We start from the raw sequence: 17,281 nt of genomic DNA, 5'->3' as shown, positions 1-17,281 counted from the left end.
TATCGGTTATTGTGATTATTTCTTTATAATCTTATCTTTAAAAACAACTTTATTGTTTTCGCTTAAGGTATAAACATAAATTCCAGATCGTAAATTACTTACCTGAACTGCGGTAATATTACTATCCTGAGAACCTTTTATTTCAATCGGACCACCAACCAAACGTCCTGAGATATCATAAAGCTTTAATTTTAAGTTTTTCTCATCAGTTGTTTTTACTACAATATTTACAATATCAGTTGCAGGATTTGGATATGCTTGTGCAAAACCTTTTTTAGCATCAAAATCAATTGTAGATAATACATCTTGTTTCAATTGAAAACGAGCAATTACCGGGCCGTGATCTGATGTATTTGTAGTATAACTTGGAATATCATTTCTTGGATCATAAACGGCTGTTGAGCTATTAACATACTGATCAACCAATTCGTTTGAAATCATGATATGATCTAAAAATCCACCTGAACTTAAAAAGCTAAACGCACCGGCCTGACTAATTTCTAAAGTTAAGGCTTTGTAATTACTGCTATCTGTAACAAAGTTCTCATAAGTTGAAGGATTATTAACGCCAAAAACAGATCCCTTTACATCATCATTATAATCTCCTAAAAGAATTATGTTTGAGTTTGCATAGTAAGTATCTAAACTATCTTTTAGAACCTGCGTATCATATTTACGTCTGTTATAGGTGGTAACATCAGATCCGCTGTTGGCGCGGGCATGAAGGTCTATTAGATTTATTTCGTTTTTAACTCCGTTAACATTCGTTTCTATGGTTACCATATAAGGCAAACGTCCTGAAGAGAAAAATCCTGTGCTAGGTTTTGCCGGTGGCGTACCCAATGGTAATGGATAATTAACTAAAGTTTTTGTTCCGGCAACTAATTCATCATACAAACCCTGAAACATAACACGCGATTTTTTGACAGATGTTGTTTGTGTGTTATAAATCACGACTAACTTTTGAAGTGGAAAATTTGGGTCTGAAGTGGGATCCCATGAATAAGACCATGATGTAGAGGTACTCTTAGCAAATGTTTTTCCGTTTATGCTTATTTTCTGAATTAAGTCATCTATGGCACCATCACTTGAAACTTCCTGAACTGCGTATACATCTGCATCTAGTTTATTCATCACTTTAGCAACATTTTCAATTTGCAATAAATTGTCTGTAGGACCATAGGAATTATTTGTAGAACCGAAGAACTCTAAATTATAAGTCACCACATCAAAAGTATCTTCTTTTGGTAAAGAAGAACCTGTCAGTGAACCAATTTGTTTATTTAATGAAGTTCCGGTTACTGTTAAGGCTCCAGCTATTTTAAATTCTTTGACTGTTGGTGCAAACTTTACGTAAAGTATTTTTCCGGCTAAAGCATCTGCAGCAGAAACTAATATCGTGGATCCAAAAGAAATATTGTCTGCTGAAATTTGATAGGAAGCCGGAGCTGTAATGGTGATATCTCCATATCCTTCTGCCTTAAAATTGAATGATTGAGCATCAGAAACGGTATTCTGAAGTACAATTCCAAAATCTAAAACCGGATTTGAGTCTACATAACCTGCTTCATTGGTTATAGCAAAATCATCAAATGACCATTCTGAAGCATTATTATTTCCACCACCCATTGTTGTTTCATAAACCCACGCCAGATACGTATGGTTTGTTTTATAAGCGTCTAATTTAATATATTGCGATTGCACATAATTACCTGTACTGGTTGGAAATTTACCCTCAATTTCTGTCCATGTTGCTGTAGCCGGACTGCTTACTCCGTCATAATTTGTAGAAACCATTAATTTTAAACCTGGCCCTGGATAAAATTTACGAGAATAAAATGACAGCAGCGGCAAGTTTACAAAATTATCTAAACGCAATCTAGGCGAAATTAACCAATCGTTACTTGCTCCTGTATCTGTATAGCCGTTCACTAACACTGCTCCCGCGCCAGAATTTATATTTCTTGTTTCTGTTGTATGTTTCCATTGATTGGTTGGTCCTGCAAGATTGTATTGTGCCCAACCACTATTTGTTAAAACATTTGCATCATTAAAACCTTGTACATATGGATTAATACCCGTTCCGGTTAGCGAAACTGTTGTAGTTACTGCTCCGGTTGATTCATGCGTTATTTGACCAGAAAAACCAGCAACAGCATTTGGTGAGAATTTTACATAAACTGTTGGTGTTGCGTTTGAAGCAAAATCAGCAACAGTAAAAGTCAGTGATGATGCAAACGTATTGTTGTCTTTAGAAATACTAAAATTTGCCGGCGCTGTTACTACCACATCAGTTGTTAGATTTACCGCAGCAATTTGGTAGCTTTTGTGAATGGCATCCTCATAATTCGATTCTGAAAAACCTAAATCTAATGACGATATTGTAGTAGATATTAGAGGATCTACAACACTTGCAGTAGTCACGTCTACTCTATTTACTGTGATTTGTGGATTGTCATAAAGATCTTCTGAAAAAGAAAAAACAGAATATGCCGTATTCAAACTTAAGGCAGTAAATGTTTTTGAATACTCCTGAGTTGGATCAATTATATCTACGAAACCAGATTGTAAAGCTGTATTTCCGGCTGCATCCTGACCTGTTTTTATTTGTGCAATTGTTGGCTCAGAACTTCCGCCCGGAAGCAAGACGTAATATGTTTTTCCACTTTCGTTTATTTTACTGATAAAATCGAAGCCTGAAGATAAGACATTGTCTGTTTTAGGATAACCAGCAACAGTAACCGGAGCAGTATTATCACTTCTAACATCAATATTATCAATTGCAAAAGATGGACGTCCGCCACCTCCCGAAACTTGTTTTGAAACCCATCTTATCTGAACTACAGGCTGATTATTACATTGGGCAGGAAGTGTAATTTTTCTTTTTAGCGAATTTTGCGGCAGAAAAACGTTTGTTCCTGTCTGATTCTCCGTATTATTACGATATTCTGTTCCTGCAATTGAAGTAAAATCTCCTGTTGATCCCACTCTATATTGCAAAATCATTTCATTAATCCTTGTGTTACTTGCATCATACGGATTTCGTATGGTCATAATATCGTATTGAACTTTTACGTCAGTCAGTCCATCGGTTGAAAAAGCCAAACCCAGAGCAAGATTAAGGTTTGTTGTGTTTAAAAAACCAATTTTACCTACATAATTATAGAAACCTCCTGAATTAATATTTGCTCCTCTCCCAGTTAATATAGTGGTATAATCTGTAAAAGTTGAAGATGTCGCAAATTCAGTTGTCCCAGTCGCATTTGTTCCTAAGTTCCAACCTTTTAATCCTGAAATAAATTCTGTTGAAGTGCTGGACCAGTTTTCAAAATTTTCCTGATAAGGTAGTGGCGATAGAGCCGGCATTGTCTGTGCGACTATTGCAAAGCAACAAAAAAAACTTAAAAAAGTCATTAAATGACGTAACGAGTAAATGTTTTTCATATGATTAAAAAATAGGGTTTTAGAAATCAAATTTAAGTCTTTAAAGTTAAGAGAATATTGCAATAACTTAAACAAATTGTAAGGTTATTTACAGCCATACAGCATCAAAAGTCAAACTATTCACATATTCATTCAGTATTCTGTAAGGAAATGGAATCCATTTCATTTTGTATTATTTTCTAAACCCCTTATTTTTTAATAAGAAAATTAGCTTTTAATTTAAAATTTAGCAAATAAAAAAAGCTGCCCGAATTTCAGGCAGCTTGCTAATATATATAAAACTGATTTTTAAATTGCTGTATAACCTCCGTCGGCAATAATATAACTTCCGGTTGTGAAAGAAGATTTTTCAGAACTTAAAAAAGTAACAAGTTCTGCTATTTCTTCGGCAGTTCCTAAACGGTTCATTGGAGCTTTTGCAGCAATGGCAGTCATCGCCTCTTTATTCAGATTATCTTTCAATAAAGCTGTTTCTATATAACCCGGACCAACAGCGTTGCAGCGAATATTTTTTTGTGCATATTCCGCAGCAATATTTTTAGTTAAACCAACAACTCCATGTTTTGATGCTGTATATGCCGGACTTAATGGCGCCGCAACCTGACCGTGAATAGAAGCAATATTTACTATACTTCCACCACCATTTTTCTCCATTTGTTCTAATTGATAACGACAGGCATAAAATACACCACTTAAATTTAAAGCGATTACTTTATCCCAAGCCTCCGGTTCGTATTCTCCAGTTGGTTTTGCAGGTCCGCCCATCCCTGCATTGTTACATGCAATATCAAGTCGGCCGTATTTTGAAACCGCTACTTCAACCATGTGCTTGTTGTCGATTGCGCTGGACGAATCGCCTTTTACAAAAAAGGCTTCTCCTCCGGCATCTTTTATAATTTTTACGGTTTCTTCCCCGTGCTCAACATTAATATCCGAAACTACTACTTTTGCTCCTTCACGAGCGTAAGATTCTGCAACAGCGCGTCCAATTCCTGAACCACCACCTGATACAAAAGCTACTTTGTTTTCTAAAAGTGACATATTCTTAAAATTTAAATTTATAGCAACAATTTACGAAGATCTTAACCGCTGACCATACCAAAACCAAGGTTTACAATAAGATTAAGACTTTATCACAATCAAATGTTATTTCACATTAAAATCACGTAAATCATCCTTTTTTTTCTTAGTATTACTCTTCATCCAATTTCATATTGCCTCGATCTTCATGGCTTTCCGGATCTGAATTAGGATAACGATTTGGCGTAATGTCAGAATTTCGATCTTTGTTTTCGACTGTTTTTTTTGCCTCTTCTTCAGATGAAACTCCACGGTTTGCATTGGCATTATTTGGATCTACATCACCTTTGATTTTTTTGATTTCCTCATTTTCATTTCGCGCTCTTTCTACTACTTTTTTATTTCCGTCCTGATCTGCTACAACTTCTTTTTTCAAATTGGCATCGTCGGCTTTTCCATCGTGCGAAATATTTTTTCCTTTAGATTCGTCTATATTTTTTTGTACTCCATTTATTTTTTTAGAGCCTAAATCATTAGTTCCCATATCATTATTTTTTAAAGTTCTTATATAATATTACGAATTCTAAATTTTAAAACTAAATGGTTTAACATTGCTTTTAGTTTATTCCCGTATTATTTTTAATGAAGATGAAACAAAACTATCTTTGCAAAAAATAAAACATGCATCAACACTTTATTCTTTTTAAGCCTTATGGTTATTTGAGTCAATTTATTTATGAATTGAAAAGAAAGAAAAAACTCCTGGGCGAATTGCACGATTTTCCAGAAGGAACTATGGCAATTGGACGTTTAGACGAAGATTCTGAAGGATTGCTTTTGCTAACTACTGACGGAAAAGTCAGCGAACAAATAAGAAGCAAAAAAGTAGATAAAGAATACTATGTACAAGTTGATGGAATAATTACTACTGAAGCGATCGAACAATTGCAAAAAGGCGTTGAGATTGGTTTTGAAGGTGGAAAATACACGACAAAACCTTGTTCTGCATTTATCGTTACCGAAATTCCGGATTTTGGACCAAGAGCAAAAAAAATCAGAGATGAGCGACATGGACCAACTTCCTGGGCTTCAATTACTGTAAATGAAGGCAAATTTCGTCAGGTTCGAAAAATGACTGCAGCCGTTGGTTTTCCAACTCTTAGATTAGTTCGGGTTAGAATAGGAAATGTATATTTGCAAAACCTAAAAGCCGGAGAAGTTATCGAAGTTCCCGATTTTAAATTAGATAATGTGTCAATTTGAGAATTAGATAATTCCCAAATAAACGATTAAACAAATTAACAAATAAACGATAATGCTAAACGTTGTTCTTGTCGAACCGGAAATACCAAATAATACGGGAAATATTGGAAGATTATGCGTGGGAACCGAAAGCCGACTGCATTTAATTCATCCTTTTGGTTTTGTTATAAATGATAAAAATCTTAAACGTTCAGGTTTGGATTACTGGGTTCACCTTGATGTAACCGAATATCAAAATATAGAAGAATGGATTGCGCAGATTCCAGATCAATCACGTGTGTTTTTAATGAGTTCTCATGCTGAAAAATCGTATTTGGAAACTGAATTTCAAGACGGTGACTGGTTGGTTTTCGGAAAAGAAAGCGTCGGTTTAAGCAAAGAAGTTTTGGCTCGTTTCGAAAATCATTTAACGATTCCAATGTCGAAATTAATACGCAGTTTCAATATTGCAAATTCTGTAGCTTTTGTGGTTGGTGAGGCGAAGAGACAAATTGGATTGAAGAAATAATCTGCTTTTCCTGCAAGGTTTTCAAAACCTTGTAGGTATAAAATTTAAAGGTTGTAAAAAAACGCAATACCTACAAGGTTTTGAAAACCTTGCAGGAAACGAATCAAGTCACAATAAACTTCCCTTTCTCGGCATCAAAAATAATATGCTCATCTTTGAATAAAGTTGCAAAACTTCCGTTGGAAATTAAATTGCAAGGCTCATCCTGAACGACAGTTTCCGGCGTCATAATAATCATTTCATCACTTAACTGAATCGCAAGATCGATATCGTGTGTTGAAAACAAAATACATTTTTGAGTTTCCTGCGTTAGCTTTTTCAGTAATTTAAAAAGCGAAACTTTATGCAACAAATCAAGATGTGTTGTAGGTTCGTCAAGAATAATCAGTGGAGTATCTTGTGCCAACGCTCTCGCAATTAAAACCTTTTGTAATTGTCCGTCGCTAATTTCGTAATGCCTTTTTGCAGATAAATGTTCGATTTGAGTCAATTGCATGGCTTCTTGGACTTTCTCAATATCTGTTTGGGTCAAAGTTCCAATCCAATTAGTATAAGGCTGTCTTCCTAAAGCAACAAGTTCAAAAACAGAAAGGTTACTTGGCGGTAATTTTTCTGTTAAAACCAAACTTAGATTTTGTGCTAATTCTAAAGGTTTGTAAGTATTTATATTTTTATCATTTAGAGAAACATGTCCGGATAATGGCTGTTGAATTCCTGTGATAGTTCGCAATAAAGTAGATTTTCCAATTCCGTTTGCACCAATCAAAGAAATGAGTTTTCCTGAGGATAAATTCAAATTTAGATTTTCAGCAATAGTCACAATTGCTTTCTTGGTTTTATAACCAATATTTAGATTTGAAGTTGATAAGATAATACTGCTCATTTTTTAAGATGCTAAGATTCTGAAATACTAATTGCTAAGTTTTTTCACATAGATTAAAATGATCTGCGTAAATCCGTTTAATCCGCGTAATCCGTGTTCCAAATAATTTACTGAAAATTTCTTTTTCGCATTAACAACCAGACTACAACCGGAGCACCAATTATAGATGTAATTGCATTAATTGGCAAAGTGGTTTCTAATCCGGGTAATTGCGAAGCGATATCACAAAACAACATAATTATTCCGCCATAAAAAAGCGTGCTCCAATATAAAACGGCGTGATTACTAGTTTGAAAAGTAAGCTTTGCAATATGCGGAACTGCAAGACCTATAAAAGCAATCGGACCAGCAAAAGCTGTTATGCTTCCTGCCAGTATACTTGTTGCAAATATGATGATTAGCTGGGCTTTTTTGTAATTCAGTCCCATACTTTTAGCATAATTTTCTCCCAGAAGCAATGCGTTTAAAGGTTTAATACTTCCGGCACTTAAAAGCAAACCAAAACCAACACAAACAGCCAAAACAGAAATTGATGTCCAGGAAAGATTTCCTAAACTTCCCAACGACCAAAATGTAAATTTCTGCAATTGTTCTGCCGAACTAAAATAAGTTAAAACACCCACAATTGCACTTGTAAAACTCCCAAACATAAGCCCTACAATTAAAATCGCCATTGTATTTCGCAATCGCTGCGCGACCAATAAAACCAAAAGCAAAACCGAAACGCTGCCTAATGTTGAGGCAATAACAAGTCCGTATGGTGATAAAAGAATAGCATTTAAAAACGAAGGCAAAAATCCCGCACCCAAAATAACAATCGCAACGGCTAAAATGGCTCCGGAACTCAAACCCAAAACATCTGGTCCGGCTAACGGATTTCTGAATAAAGTTTGCATTAATAAACCGCTAATTGATAATCCTACGCCAACCAAAAAGGCTGTTATAGCTTTTGGTAAACGATAATTAATAATGATATATTCCCAAGTTGATTTACTGGCTTGTCCGCCTGTTAAACTGGTATATACTTCTTTAAACGGAATTGTAATTGATCCTAAACTTATGTCCAGAAAAAACATAAATAACAGCACTAAACCAAGTACAAAAAACAGAATTATATTTCGCTTTGAATTTATCAATGAATCTTAATTTAGTTTAGAGGCAAAGGTAAATTCGTAGCTTGGCAATAAATCAGGGTGAAAAATTTTGATATAATCTTTTAAAACTAAATCGGGACGACTTGGTGCCAATTCATAATAAACTGTTCCGCCAGTTGCTCCAAATTTTCCTTCAAAAGTATATACGTTTTTAGAAGTAAAAGCATCAAATTGTGTGTAATGCGGATTGCTTTTTCCGAACTCATCCAATGTTTTAAATGAGCCCGAAGCAATCCAGAAATTAGCAGTTTTGGCTTTGTCTAATACTTTTTCAAAAGATAAACCTTCACTTCCGCTTCCTTTTAAATCGGCCCATAAATAATTGGCATGGGCATCATTCATGAATTGTGCAACCCAGCTATTTCCTTTGGCTACATACCAAACATCTTCATACATAGAACCATACAAAACGGTTGAAGTTGCCGGCTGATCTGCCACTAATTTTTTTGCCTGATTGTAGCTTTCAACAATTTTATCAAACAATTCTTTGGCTTTATCTTCCTTGCCAAACAATGCACCGTAAAGTTTAATCCATTCTGCTTTTCCAAGCGGGGATTGTTCCATCCAATCTGCCTGAATAAAAACATTTAAACCGCTTTTTTTCAAATTATCCAACATTGGGTTGTTATTATCTACCCCAAAAGTTATAATCAAATCCGGAGACAATTCTATTAGCTGCTCGATATTCAATTTTTCATTTTGTCCCACATTTTTTACTGAACCTTTATCAATCAAAACTCTTGTTTTTTCTGAAGAAACATAATCAGTATGAGGAAAACCAACTAATTTATCTTCAACGTCAAGCATTTCCAAAAACGGAATATTTGTAGTTGAAGTAACAACAACAGATTCTAAAGGCACTTTTATTGTGGTATATTTTTGCAGACTATCCGGAACTTTTGCTTCTTTTTCTTTTAAAATATATGTGAATTTTGCATTCGCATTTGGCCAGGGCTCTGTAACTGTAACCACAGAATATCCTGAGTGTTTAACAATTGAAAGTCCGGAAGCAAACTCTATACTATTTTGGGGAATTTCAGTTTTTACGATCTCCGGAGCTTCATTTTTTTTACATCCAACCAGAAGAAAAAATGATAAAACAAAAATAGTTTTTGGAAATAAATGTTTCATATGTAGGTTATATATTTTGAAATATGGTATCGTTATTGCTTATTGTCATTCAAATTTGAATCACGGCGATTCACAATCGAAATTTTTCAATGAGGACAAAGGTAACGCAATTTATAAATTTTTTATTTACCTTTATTCTTACAAAAACCAAATTTATCTTTACCTACTATTATGAATACCACAAAAACCAAAATTTGCTCGAGTTGCGACTCTGCATTTAGTTGCGGAGATATTTCTGTTGAAAACAAATGTTGGTGTAACGACTACCCTCCTATTTTTAATCTTTCTGATGGAGGAGATTGCCTCTGCCCAGATTGCTTCAAAGAAGCTTGTATGGACAAAATAGACGCTTATATAGAAACTATGACTCCGCAAAAAGCACTACAAAATAAAGCACTATCTTTACCAAAAACCGAAAAACTAATCGAGGATGTTGATTTTTATATTGAAAACGGCAATTATGTTTTTACAACGTGGTTTCATTTAAAAAGAGGAAATTGCTGTGGTAACAACTGTCGGCATTGCCCCTATTAATTATAAATTATAAATTGTTGGTTCGTATTCATTTCTTAAAATCTAATTGGTCTTTTGCGTTAGGGATAGAAGCGGCATCCTTTTATTTTTTTTCTTTAAAAAAATAAAAGATAAAGCGTATAGCCCGACCCTTGGGGAACGCCACAATAATTCATAACTCAAAACTTACAACTCATAATTAAAAAATGATCTACTTAATTACCGGCGGCGAACGATCAGGAAAAAGCACTTATGCGCAAAATCTGGCTTTACAGCTTTCAGAATCTCCAATTTATGTAGCAACAGCCAGAAAATGGGATGTTGATTTTCAAAATAGAATCGATCGTCATCAACAAGAACGCGACGAACGCTGGACCAATATAGAAAATGAAAAACATATTAGTGAAATTGATTTTTCAGGAAAAGTGGCGCTGATTGATTGCGTTACGCTTTGGCTGACGAACTTTTTTGTCGACACTAATTATGATGTAAATTTAAGCCTTGAAGAGGCCAAAAAAGAATTCCTTTCGATTGCCAGTCAGGAAAATACAATATTTATTATTGTAACCAATGAAATTGGAATGGGCGTTCATGCAGAAACCCACATTGGAAGAAAATTTACAGAACTGCAAGGTTGGATGAATCAGTTTTTGGCATCAAAAGCAGATGAAGTTATTTTGATGGTTTCTGGAATTCCGGTTAGGATTAAGGGGTTGTAATTTCTAAAAATAAATTCCAAATTTTTAAAATTCCAAATTCCAAAGCTATAGTTTATCTTTACTTATGTACTAAATTTTCAAATTGTATTAATATTTCCTTTTTTGGAATTTGGATTTTTTTATTGGAATTTCCCACATATTTGGAATTTAAAAATTGTAATTTTATAAATTATGAGCCATTTAGATGATATATTAAAATCCCGTCGCGATACCCGACATTTCACAACCGATGAAGTTCCTGACGAAGTAATCGAAAAAGCTTTGCAGGCCGGACATTGGGCGCCTTCGGTTGGATTGACGGATGCTACGAGATATTTTATCATTAAATCGGCAGAAGTAAAAAGTGCTATTAAAGAACTATTTTTAGATTATAATAAAAAAGCCGAAGAACTCACCGATAATCCGGAACAAAAAGAACATTACAGATCATTAAAACTCGAAGCGATTGAAGAAGCTCCAATCGGACTTATTATTGCGTACGACAGATCTGTTTTAAATCAGTTTACCATTGGAACTGTTGGCAGTAATGAGGCGGTAAAGTTTAGTTCGGTTTGTGCTGCACAAAATATTTGGCTTTCGCTTACAGAACAAGGTTACGGAATGGGCTGGGTTTCGATCCTGAACTATTATCAGTTTAAAAAAATCCTTGATTTACCTGAAAACATTGAACCTTTGGGCTATTTCTGCATTGGAAAACCGGCAACGAATTACAATAACCAGCCGATGCTGCAGCAGTTGCACTGGAAGCAGAAATCGGAAGTTCCGGATTGTAAAGAAATCAAAAATGTGGTTGAAAGTCATGTTTTAGATTTTCAATTAAAAACAAAAAAATCTGATACCAAAAATGACTTTGCTAAACTTCTACAGGAAAAAATAGATTCTAAAACCAAACCTGTTGGTTCTTTGGGAACTTTAGAAACTTTGGCTTTTCAGATGGCAACGGTTTTTGAAACCTTAAATCCTAAAATTACAAACCCAAACATTGTGGTTTTTGCCGCAGATCACGGAATCGCAAATCATGGTGTAAGCGCCTATCCGCAAGATGTGACACGACAAATGGTTGGTAATTTTCTTGAAGGCGGTGCTGCAATCAATGTTTTTTGTAATCAAAATAATATTCAGTTATCCATTGTAGATGCTGGCGTAAACTACGATTTTCCAACAAATGCTAATTTAATCAACGCTAAAATTGCAAAAGGGACACAATCGTTTCTGCATGCGCCGGCAATGAGTGAAACGGAATTGCAATTGTGTTTTGAAAAAGGAAAATCTATTGTTGATGATATTGCAAAAGCAAATTCAAATTGCATTGGTTTTGGAGAAATGGGAATTGGAAATACTTCAACAGCTTCGGTTTTAATGAGTCTTTTAACTAGTTTTTCTATTGAAGAATGTGTGGGAAAAGGAACTGGAGTTGAAGCTGAAAAATTACTTCAAAAACAAAATATACTTCAAAAAGCAATTGATAATTATTCCGGTCAAGCCGAATTAATGCAGCAATTGGCTTATTTTGGCGGTTTCGAAATCATACAAATGGCAAGTGGAATGTTAACTGCTTTTGAAAATAAAATGATAATTTTGGTTGATGGTTTTATTTGCAGCGTGGCTTTTTTAATCGCTTCGAAAATAAATTCTGATATTCATAAAAATGCTGTTTTCTGCCATTGTTCTGCCGAAAAAGCACATCAAAAATTACTTGATTATTTACATGCAAAACCTATTTTAAATCTAGATTTGCGCCTAGGTGAAGGAACAGGCTGTGCGATTGCTTTTCCTATTTTAAAATCGGCCGAAGCTTTTTTGAATGAAATGGCTAGTTTTGAGAGTGCGGGGGTTAGTAGGAAGTAATCAAGTCTTTCGTTTGTCATTTCGACGAAGGAGAAATCACATCCAGAGAGCGACGCACTGTACGTGAGTTTCTAGTGTGATTTCTCCTTCGTCGAAATGACAAGATTACCTAAAATATATTTTCTTAAAATTAACAACAAATCTCTTAAATGAAAAAAGAACTACATATCTTCTTTACCTGTTTAATGTTTTACACCCGAATTCCCTGTCCCAAAAACATCGATCATAATCCTGAATATTTAAATAAAGCTACTCGTTACTTTCCTTTTATAGGATGGATTGTTGGAAGCATTTCTTTTTTAACTTTCTATCTTTTTTCCTTTTTTCTATCCACAGAAACTGCCGTTATTTTTGCAATTATTACTTCTGTTTTAACAACGGGAGCTTTTCACGAAGATGGTTTTGCAGATGTCTGTGATGGTTTTGGCGGAGGATGGACAAAAGAAAAAATCCTGATCATTATGAAAGACAGTGCTATTGGCGCTTATGGTGCAATTGGTTTGGTTTTACTTTTTTTATTAAAATTCAAATTACTTTCAGAAGGCATTTTGCTTTTTACCACTGATAATTCTCATCTTCTTGTTTTCCTTTTGTTTATTTCGGCTCATTCTTTAAGTCGTTTAGCTGCAATTTCGATCATTTTTACACATGAATATTCGCGCGATGATGCTTCGAGCAAAAGTAAGCCAATCGCAAATAAGCATAGTTGGAAAGAAGTTTTTGGTGCTTTCTTCTTCGGATTAATTCCTTTGTTGGCACTTGCTTTTTTTCAGTATAAAATTTTGTTTGCGATAATTCCAGTTTTCCTCACTCGTTATTTCTTGGCTCGTTATTTCCAAAAATGGATTGATGGATATACGGGAGATTGTCTTGGCGCAACGCAACAGGTTTGTGAAGTTATTTACTATTTAAGTATTCTTTTTCTATGGAAATTTATCTAGTTCGCCATACCGAAACTATTTGTGAAAAAGGAGTTTGTTACGGACAATCGGATGTTGCTATTGCTGAACCTTTTGATTTGGTTTTCGAAAACATCATTTCGCAATTACCTGCTGAAGCCATTATATTTTCAAGTCCATTAAAAAGATGTTCCATTTTAGCAAAACACATTCAAAAAAGAATAAAAACTATTTCTTATCAGGAAGACAAACGATTGATGGAAATGAATTTTGGCGATTGGGAAATGAAAAACTGGAATGATATTCTGCCCGAACAACTGAATCCGTGGATGGAGGATTTTGTTAATATTCCAGCTTTAAACGGAGAATCTTTTGTTGAATTACATAAAAGAGTGGTAGCCTTTTTATCAGATCAAATTTCAGAAGAAATAAAACAGCCAATAATTATTATTTCTCATGCCGGCGTAATTAGAAGCATTTTATGCCATCATACTTTTTTACCCCTAAAAGATGCTTTTACTAATAAAGTTGATTTTGGACAAGTAATAAAAATAGTACTTTAAAGGTCGTTTTGTTTAGAATTTGATATAAAAAATGAAACAAATTTGAAAATTCGATGATTTTACCTTTATCTTTGCGCCAAATTAAGGTTGTGTTTAATTAAACACATTAAAAGGGAATCAAGTATAAATCTTGAGCTGTTCCCGCAACTGTAAGCTAAGTTCTAAATGAATGCTTATTGTTATCTACAAACCACTGCTCGCCCCGGCGGGTGGGAAGGTAAACAATAAGACGCAAGCCAGGAGACCTGCCTTTATAACAAATATCGAGCTCTCGGGAAAAAGAGTGTAGAAATTATGACTTTAAAAAAACGTTTTGCATTTTGTTTTCTGTTGTTGTGCCAATTCATTTCGGCGCAAAATGACTCTATTACAAAACTTAAGGAAGTTATCGTTTCTGATGTCAATCTAAAAAAATACTCCAGCTCACAATCGGTTCAGGTTTTAAATGATTCTGTTATCAATAAAAATCAGCCTTCCTTAACTTCGCTTTTAAACTATAATACTGTTATTTATTTTAAGGAAAACGGTTTGGGAATGACTTCTGCTCCCTCTTTTAGAGGAACAACAGGAGCGCAAACTGCTGTTATCTGGAATGGTATAAATATAAATTCCCAGTTTTTAGGTCAGGCAGATTTTAATACTATCGGAACAAGAGATTTCAATTCTATAACTGTAAAAGCCGGAGGCGGAAGTGTTCTATATGGAAGCAGTGCCATTGGCGGAAGCATTCACCTTAATAATGATTTACGATTTAAAAAGGAATTCTCAAATCAGGTATTTTTTAGCTTAGGAAGTTATAATACTTTGAGCGCCAACTATCGTACTATCGTTGCATCAGATAAATATAGTCTTCAGATAAGTATTTCCAGAAACAGTTCTGATAATGATTTTAAATATCCGGGCAATACAGATCAGCGAAACACAAATGGCGAATACTATAATACTAGTATGAATACCACTTTTGGTTATAAAATTGATTCCAAAAACACATTAAAGGCTTATAGCCAGTTTTACGATTCTGAGCGTCATTTTTCTTTGACTTCTCCTAATGGTTCCAAAACCAAATATGGTGATTTTAATACCCGAAATTTATTAGAATGGGAAAGTCTTTTTAATCGTTTTACATCAAAATTGAAAGTTGCTCATATTGGAGAATCCTATAAATACTATCCTAGTATTACTTCAGAATTATTCACTTACGGAAAGGTTGAAACTTCTCTTATAAAATATGATTTGGCGTTTGATGTAAATGATAAAATTAAACTAAACTCGATTGTAGATTATAATCGCAATAAAGGATATGGATCGAGTATCGACAATGTAAAAAGAGAAATAGGCTCTGCGAGTATATTACTAAGTCATTCACTAAGTGACAAATGGGATTATAATGCGAGTATTCGTCAGGAAGTAACAGACAATTACGGAAATCCATTTCTTTTTTCGTTTGGAACACGTTATCAGTTCACTGACTTTTACCGCGTAAAAATAAATGCTTCAAAAAACTTCAGAATGCCTACCTATAATGATTTATTTTGGGAAGGAAGCGGCAATCCTGATTTAAAACCCGAAACTTCTTATCAGGCTGAAATTGGCAATGAATTTTTTACCAAAGATTTTTCAGTATCAGTAACGGCTTATTACAATTCTATTAAAAATTTATTGCGTTGGGTTCCTTCACAAGGCGGCGGAGATATGTGGTCTCCTGAAAATACAGACAAAGTAAGGGCTTACGGTGCTGAAGTAATTTTAGAATGGAAACCAAAAATAGCAAACAATAATTTTACAATTAACGGAACGTACGCCTATACAGTTTCAGAAAGCGAACAATTGATTGCAGGAGAATTAATTTACAAGCAATTGATATACGTTCCTTACCATAAATTGACAGGATCTGTCTCCTACAATTGGAAAAAATTCTCTTCTTATTTTCAGTATTTATATAACGGAGATGCCTATACAACACCTTTTAATAATCCTGCAACTAAAGTTAAAGATTATAACATTGGGAATGTTGGAATTGACTATGATTTTGGCAAAAAGAAGGGTTATAAACTTGGATTTCAAGTACTAAATATTTGGAACGAAAATTACCAGCCTGTTACAAGCAGGCAAATGCCCGGAAGAAATTATTCTATATACATAAACCTTAATTTTTAAATACCATGAAAAGATTCAATAAACTATTTTTAGCTGTCCTAGTAAGCTCAGCATTTTTTGTGTCATGTAGCAATGATGATGACAATACTCAAGAGGCACGCGGTGATTATGATGGCGGATTATTTATTGTTAACGAAGGTAATTTTGGAACTCCAAACGGTGCTATTTCATATTTATCTGATGATTTACAAATCGAAAACGATGTGTTTTCATTAGCAAACCCGGGAAAAGTAACTGGAGATACTCCTATATGTATTGTTTTTAATGGTGATTTGGCTTATATAGTGGTAAACGCATCAAACAAAATCGAGGTTGTTAACAGATATACTTTTAAAAGTATTACTACTATAACTACAAATCTAAACAATCCGAGATTTATTGCTTTTGCAAACGGAAAAGGATATATCACAAACTGGGGAGATCCGCTAGTTACTACAGATGATTATGTAGCAGTACTTGATCTTGCTACAAATACTATAAGTGCTTCATTAATTTCTGTTGTTGAAGGTCCTGAAAAAATTATTGAAAATGACGGAAAACTATATATAGCTCACAAAGGTGGTTATGGACAAGGAAATTCATTAACAGTAATTAATTCTACTACTAATACAGTTGTAACAAACTTTGAAGTTGGAGACGTTCCTAGTGCATTGGTAAAAGATAATGGAACTTTATATGTTTTATGTGATGGAAGACCTTCTTATGCAGCACCAGAAACTGCTGGTAAAATTGTAAAAGTTAACCTGAGCAACAATACTATTGCATCAACACTTACTTTCCCAGATGTAACACATCCTGGTTTTATGGATATTAATAACAGTAAAATATATTATACTGTAGACAGTAATATTTATACAACTTCGACAACTTCTACCGCATTACCAACTGCTGAAATATTTAAAGCTGCAAAAGTTAGTACACTATATGGTTTTGCTGTAAAAAACGATAATATCTACATCGCCGATGCAGGAAATTATCAAGATCCTGGAAATGTGTATATCTATTCTTTAACAGGAACACTTACTAGTGAACTTGGCGTTGGGATATTGCCAAACGGTTTTTATTTTAACAACTAATAAAATAGCTGGAAGAAATTTTCAGAACAATCAATTTACTTTATTTTTTTTATTTTTTTTGGAAAAAAAAGGCTTTCATTTCTGAAAGCCTTTTTTATTTATC

At 34.2% G+C, this 17,281-nt stretch carries 15 protein-coding genes and 1 riboswitch; of the genes, 9 read left to right on the top strand and 6 right to left on the bottom strand.

Annotation, left to right across the window (positions count from 1 at the left end):
• Nucleotides 1-15: 15 nt before the first annotated feature.
• The 3 genes from RT99_RS24195 to RT99_RS24185 all read right to left on the bottom strand — a co-directional run bounded on the left by RT99_RS24195 (nt 16) and on the right by RT99_RS24185 (nt 5,008).
• The gene (locus RT99_RS24195) at nt 16-3,444 is read right to left on the bottom strand and encodes a T9SS-dependent choice-of-anchor J family protein (RefSeq protein WP_042567326.1); all 3,429 of its coding nucleotides are present in this window, start codon (nt 3,442-3,444) and stop codon (nt 16-18) included.
• Between the two features lie 288 nt (nt 3,445-3,732).
• Nucleotides 3,733-4,485: an SDR family NAD(P)-dependent oxidoreductase gene (locus RT99_RS24190; RefSeq protein WP_042567325.1), complete on the bottom strand. Its 753-nt coding sequence runs from the start codon at nt 4,483-4,485 to the stop codon at nt 3,733-3,735.
• A 151-nt stretch (nt 4,486-4,636) separates the two neighbouring features.
• Nucleotides 4,637-5,008, bottom strand: coding sequence for a hypothetical protein (locus RT99_RS24185; protein ID WP_042567324.1), 372 nt, complete (start codon nt 5,006-5,008; stop codon nt 4,637-4,639).
• A 137-nt stretch (nt 5,009-5,145) separates the two neighbouring features.
• Between RT99_RS24185 and RT99_RS24180 the strand changes: the two genes are divergently transcribed.
• Together RT99_RS24180 and RT99_RS24175 are read left to right on the top strand one after the other, a co-directional pair.
• Nucleotides 5,146-5,727: a pseudouridine synthase gene (locus RT99_RS24180; RefSeq protein ID WP_042567323.1), complete on the top strand. Its 582-nt coding sequence runs from the start codon at nt 5,146-5,148 to the stop codon at nt 5,725-5,727.
• A 52-nt stretch (nt 5,728-5,779) separates the two neighbouring features.
• Nucleotides 5,780-6,235, top strand: coding sequence for a tRNA (cytidine(34)-2'-O)-methyltransferase (locus RT99_RS24175; protein WP_042567322.1), 456 nt, complete (start codon nt 5,780-5,782; stop codon nt 6,233-6,235).
• A 103-nt stretch (nt 6,236-6,338) separates the two neighbouring features.
• Here RT99_RS24175 and RT99_RS24170 read toward each other — a convergent pair whose 3' ends face one another.
• From RT99_RS24170 to RT99_RS24160, 3 genes are all read right to left on the bottom strand, one after another.
• The gene (locus tag RT99_RS24170) at nt 6,339-7,118 is read right to left on the bottom strand and encodes an ABC transporter ATP-binding protein (protein WP_042567321.1); all 780 of its coding nucleotides are present in this window, start codon (nt 7,116-7,118) and stop codon (nt 6,339-6,341) included.
• Nucleotides 7,119-7,225: 107 nt separating this feature from the next.
• Nucleotides 7,226-8,254, bottom strand: a complete 1,029-nt coding sequence (locus RT99_RS24165; RefSeq protein WP_165587229.1) for an iron ABC transporter permease — start codon at nt 8,252-8,254, stop codon at nt 7,226-7,228.
• A gap of 6 nt (nt 8,255-8,260) precedes the next feature.
• Entirely contained in the window at nt 8,261-9,403 is a 1,143-nt protein-coding gene (locus RT99_RS24160) for an ABC transporter substrate-binding protein (RefSeq protein WP_042567319.1), read from the bottom strand.
• 333 nt (nt 9,404-9,736) lie between these two features.
• Here RT99_RS24160 and RT99_RS25770 point away from each other — a divergent pair, with 333 nt between their 5' ends.
• The 7 genes from RT99_RS25770 (at nt 9,737) to RT99_RS24125 (ending at nt 17,178) form a co-directional block, all read left to right on the top strand.
• On the top strand, nt 9,737-9,937 hold the full coding sequence (locus tag RT99_RS25770) for a DUF5522 domain-containing protein (protein WP_242607253.1): 201 nt from the start codon (nt 9,737-9,739) through the stop codon (nt 9,935-9,937).
• Between the two features lie 185 nt (nt 9,938-10,122).
• Nucleotides 10,123-10,635: a bifunctional adenosylcobinamide kinase/adenosylcobinamide-phosphate guanylyltransferase gene (gene cobU / locus RT99_RS24150; protein WP_042567317.1), complete on the top strand. Its 513-nt coding sequence runs from the start codon at nt 10,123-10,125 to the stop codon at nt 10,633-10,635.
• Nucleotides 10,636-10,806: 171 nt separating this feature from the next.
• A complete protein-coding gene (gene cobT / locus RT99_RS25065; protein ID WP_082037014.1) occupies nt 10,807-12,483 on the top strand; it encodes a nicotinate-nucleotide--dimethylbenzimidazole phosphoribosyltransferase in 1,677 nt (558 codons plus the stop codon).
• Nucleotides 12,484-12,632: 149 nt separating this feature from the next.
• Nucleotides 12,633-13,424, top strand: coding sequence for an adenosylcobinamide-GDP ribazoletransferase (locus RT99_RS24140; RefSeq protein ID WP_042567316.1), 792 nt, complete (start codon nt 12,633-12,635; stop codon nt 13,422-13,424).
• Nucleotides 13,409-13,945 carry an alpha-ribazole phosphatase family protein gene (gene cobC / locus RT99_RS24135; RefSeq protein ID WP_042567315.1) on the top strand — a complete coding sequence of 179 codons (537 nt, stop codon included), beginning with the start codon at nt 13,409-13,411 and terminating at the stop codon, nt 13,943-13,945. Before RT99_RS24140 ends, cobC begins: the two co-directional genes overlap by 16 nt.
• A 67-nt stretch (nt 13,946-14,012) precedes the next feature.
• Nucleotides 14,013-14,213, top strand: a riboswitch (cobalamin riboswitch).
• A gap of 26 nt (nt 14,214-14,239) precedes the next feature.
• On the top strand, nt 14,240-16,102 hold the full coding sequence (locus RT99_RS24130; protein ID WP_042567314.1) for a TonB-dependent siderophore receptor: 1,863 nt from the start codon (nt 14,240-14,242) through the stop codon (nt 16,100-16,102).
• Between the two features lie 5 nt (nt 16,103-16,107).
• Nucleotides 16,108-17,178 (top strand): YncE family protein, encoded by a 1,071-nt coding sequence (locus RT99_RS24125; protein ID WP_042567313.1) that lies wholly within the window; start codon nt 16,108-16,110, stop codon nt 17,176-17,178.
• Nucleotides 17,179-17,281: the final 103 nt, after the last annotated feature.

It is taken from the genome of Flavobacterium sp. MEB061, assembly GCF_000834715.1.
Taxonomy (GTDB): Bacteria; Bacteroidota; Bacteroidia; order Flavobacteriales; family Flavobacteriaceae; genus Flavobacterium; species Flavobacterium pectinovorum.
Note: the sequence above shows the minus strand (reverse complement) of the source record. Positions and strands in the feature narration are given on the sequence as shown.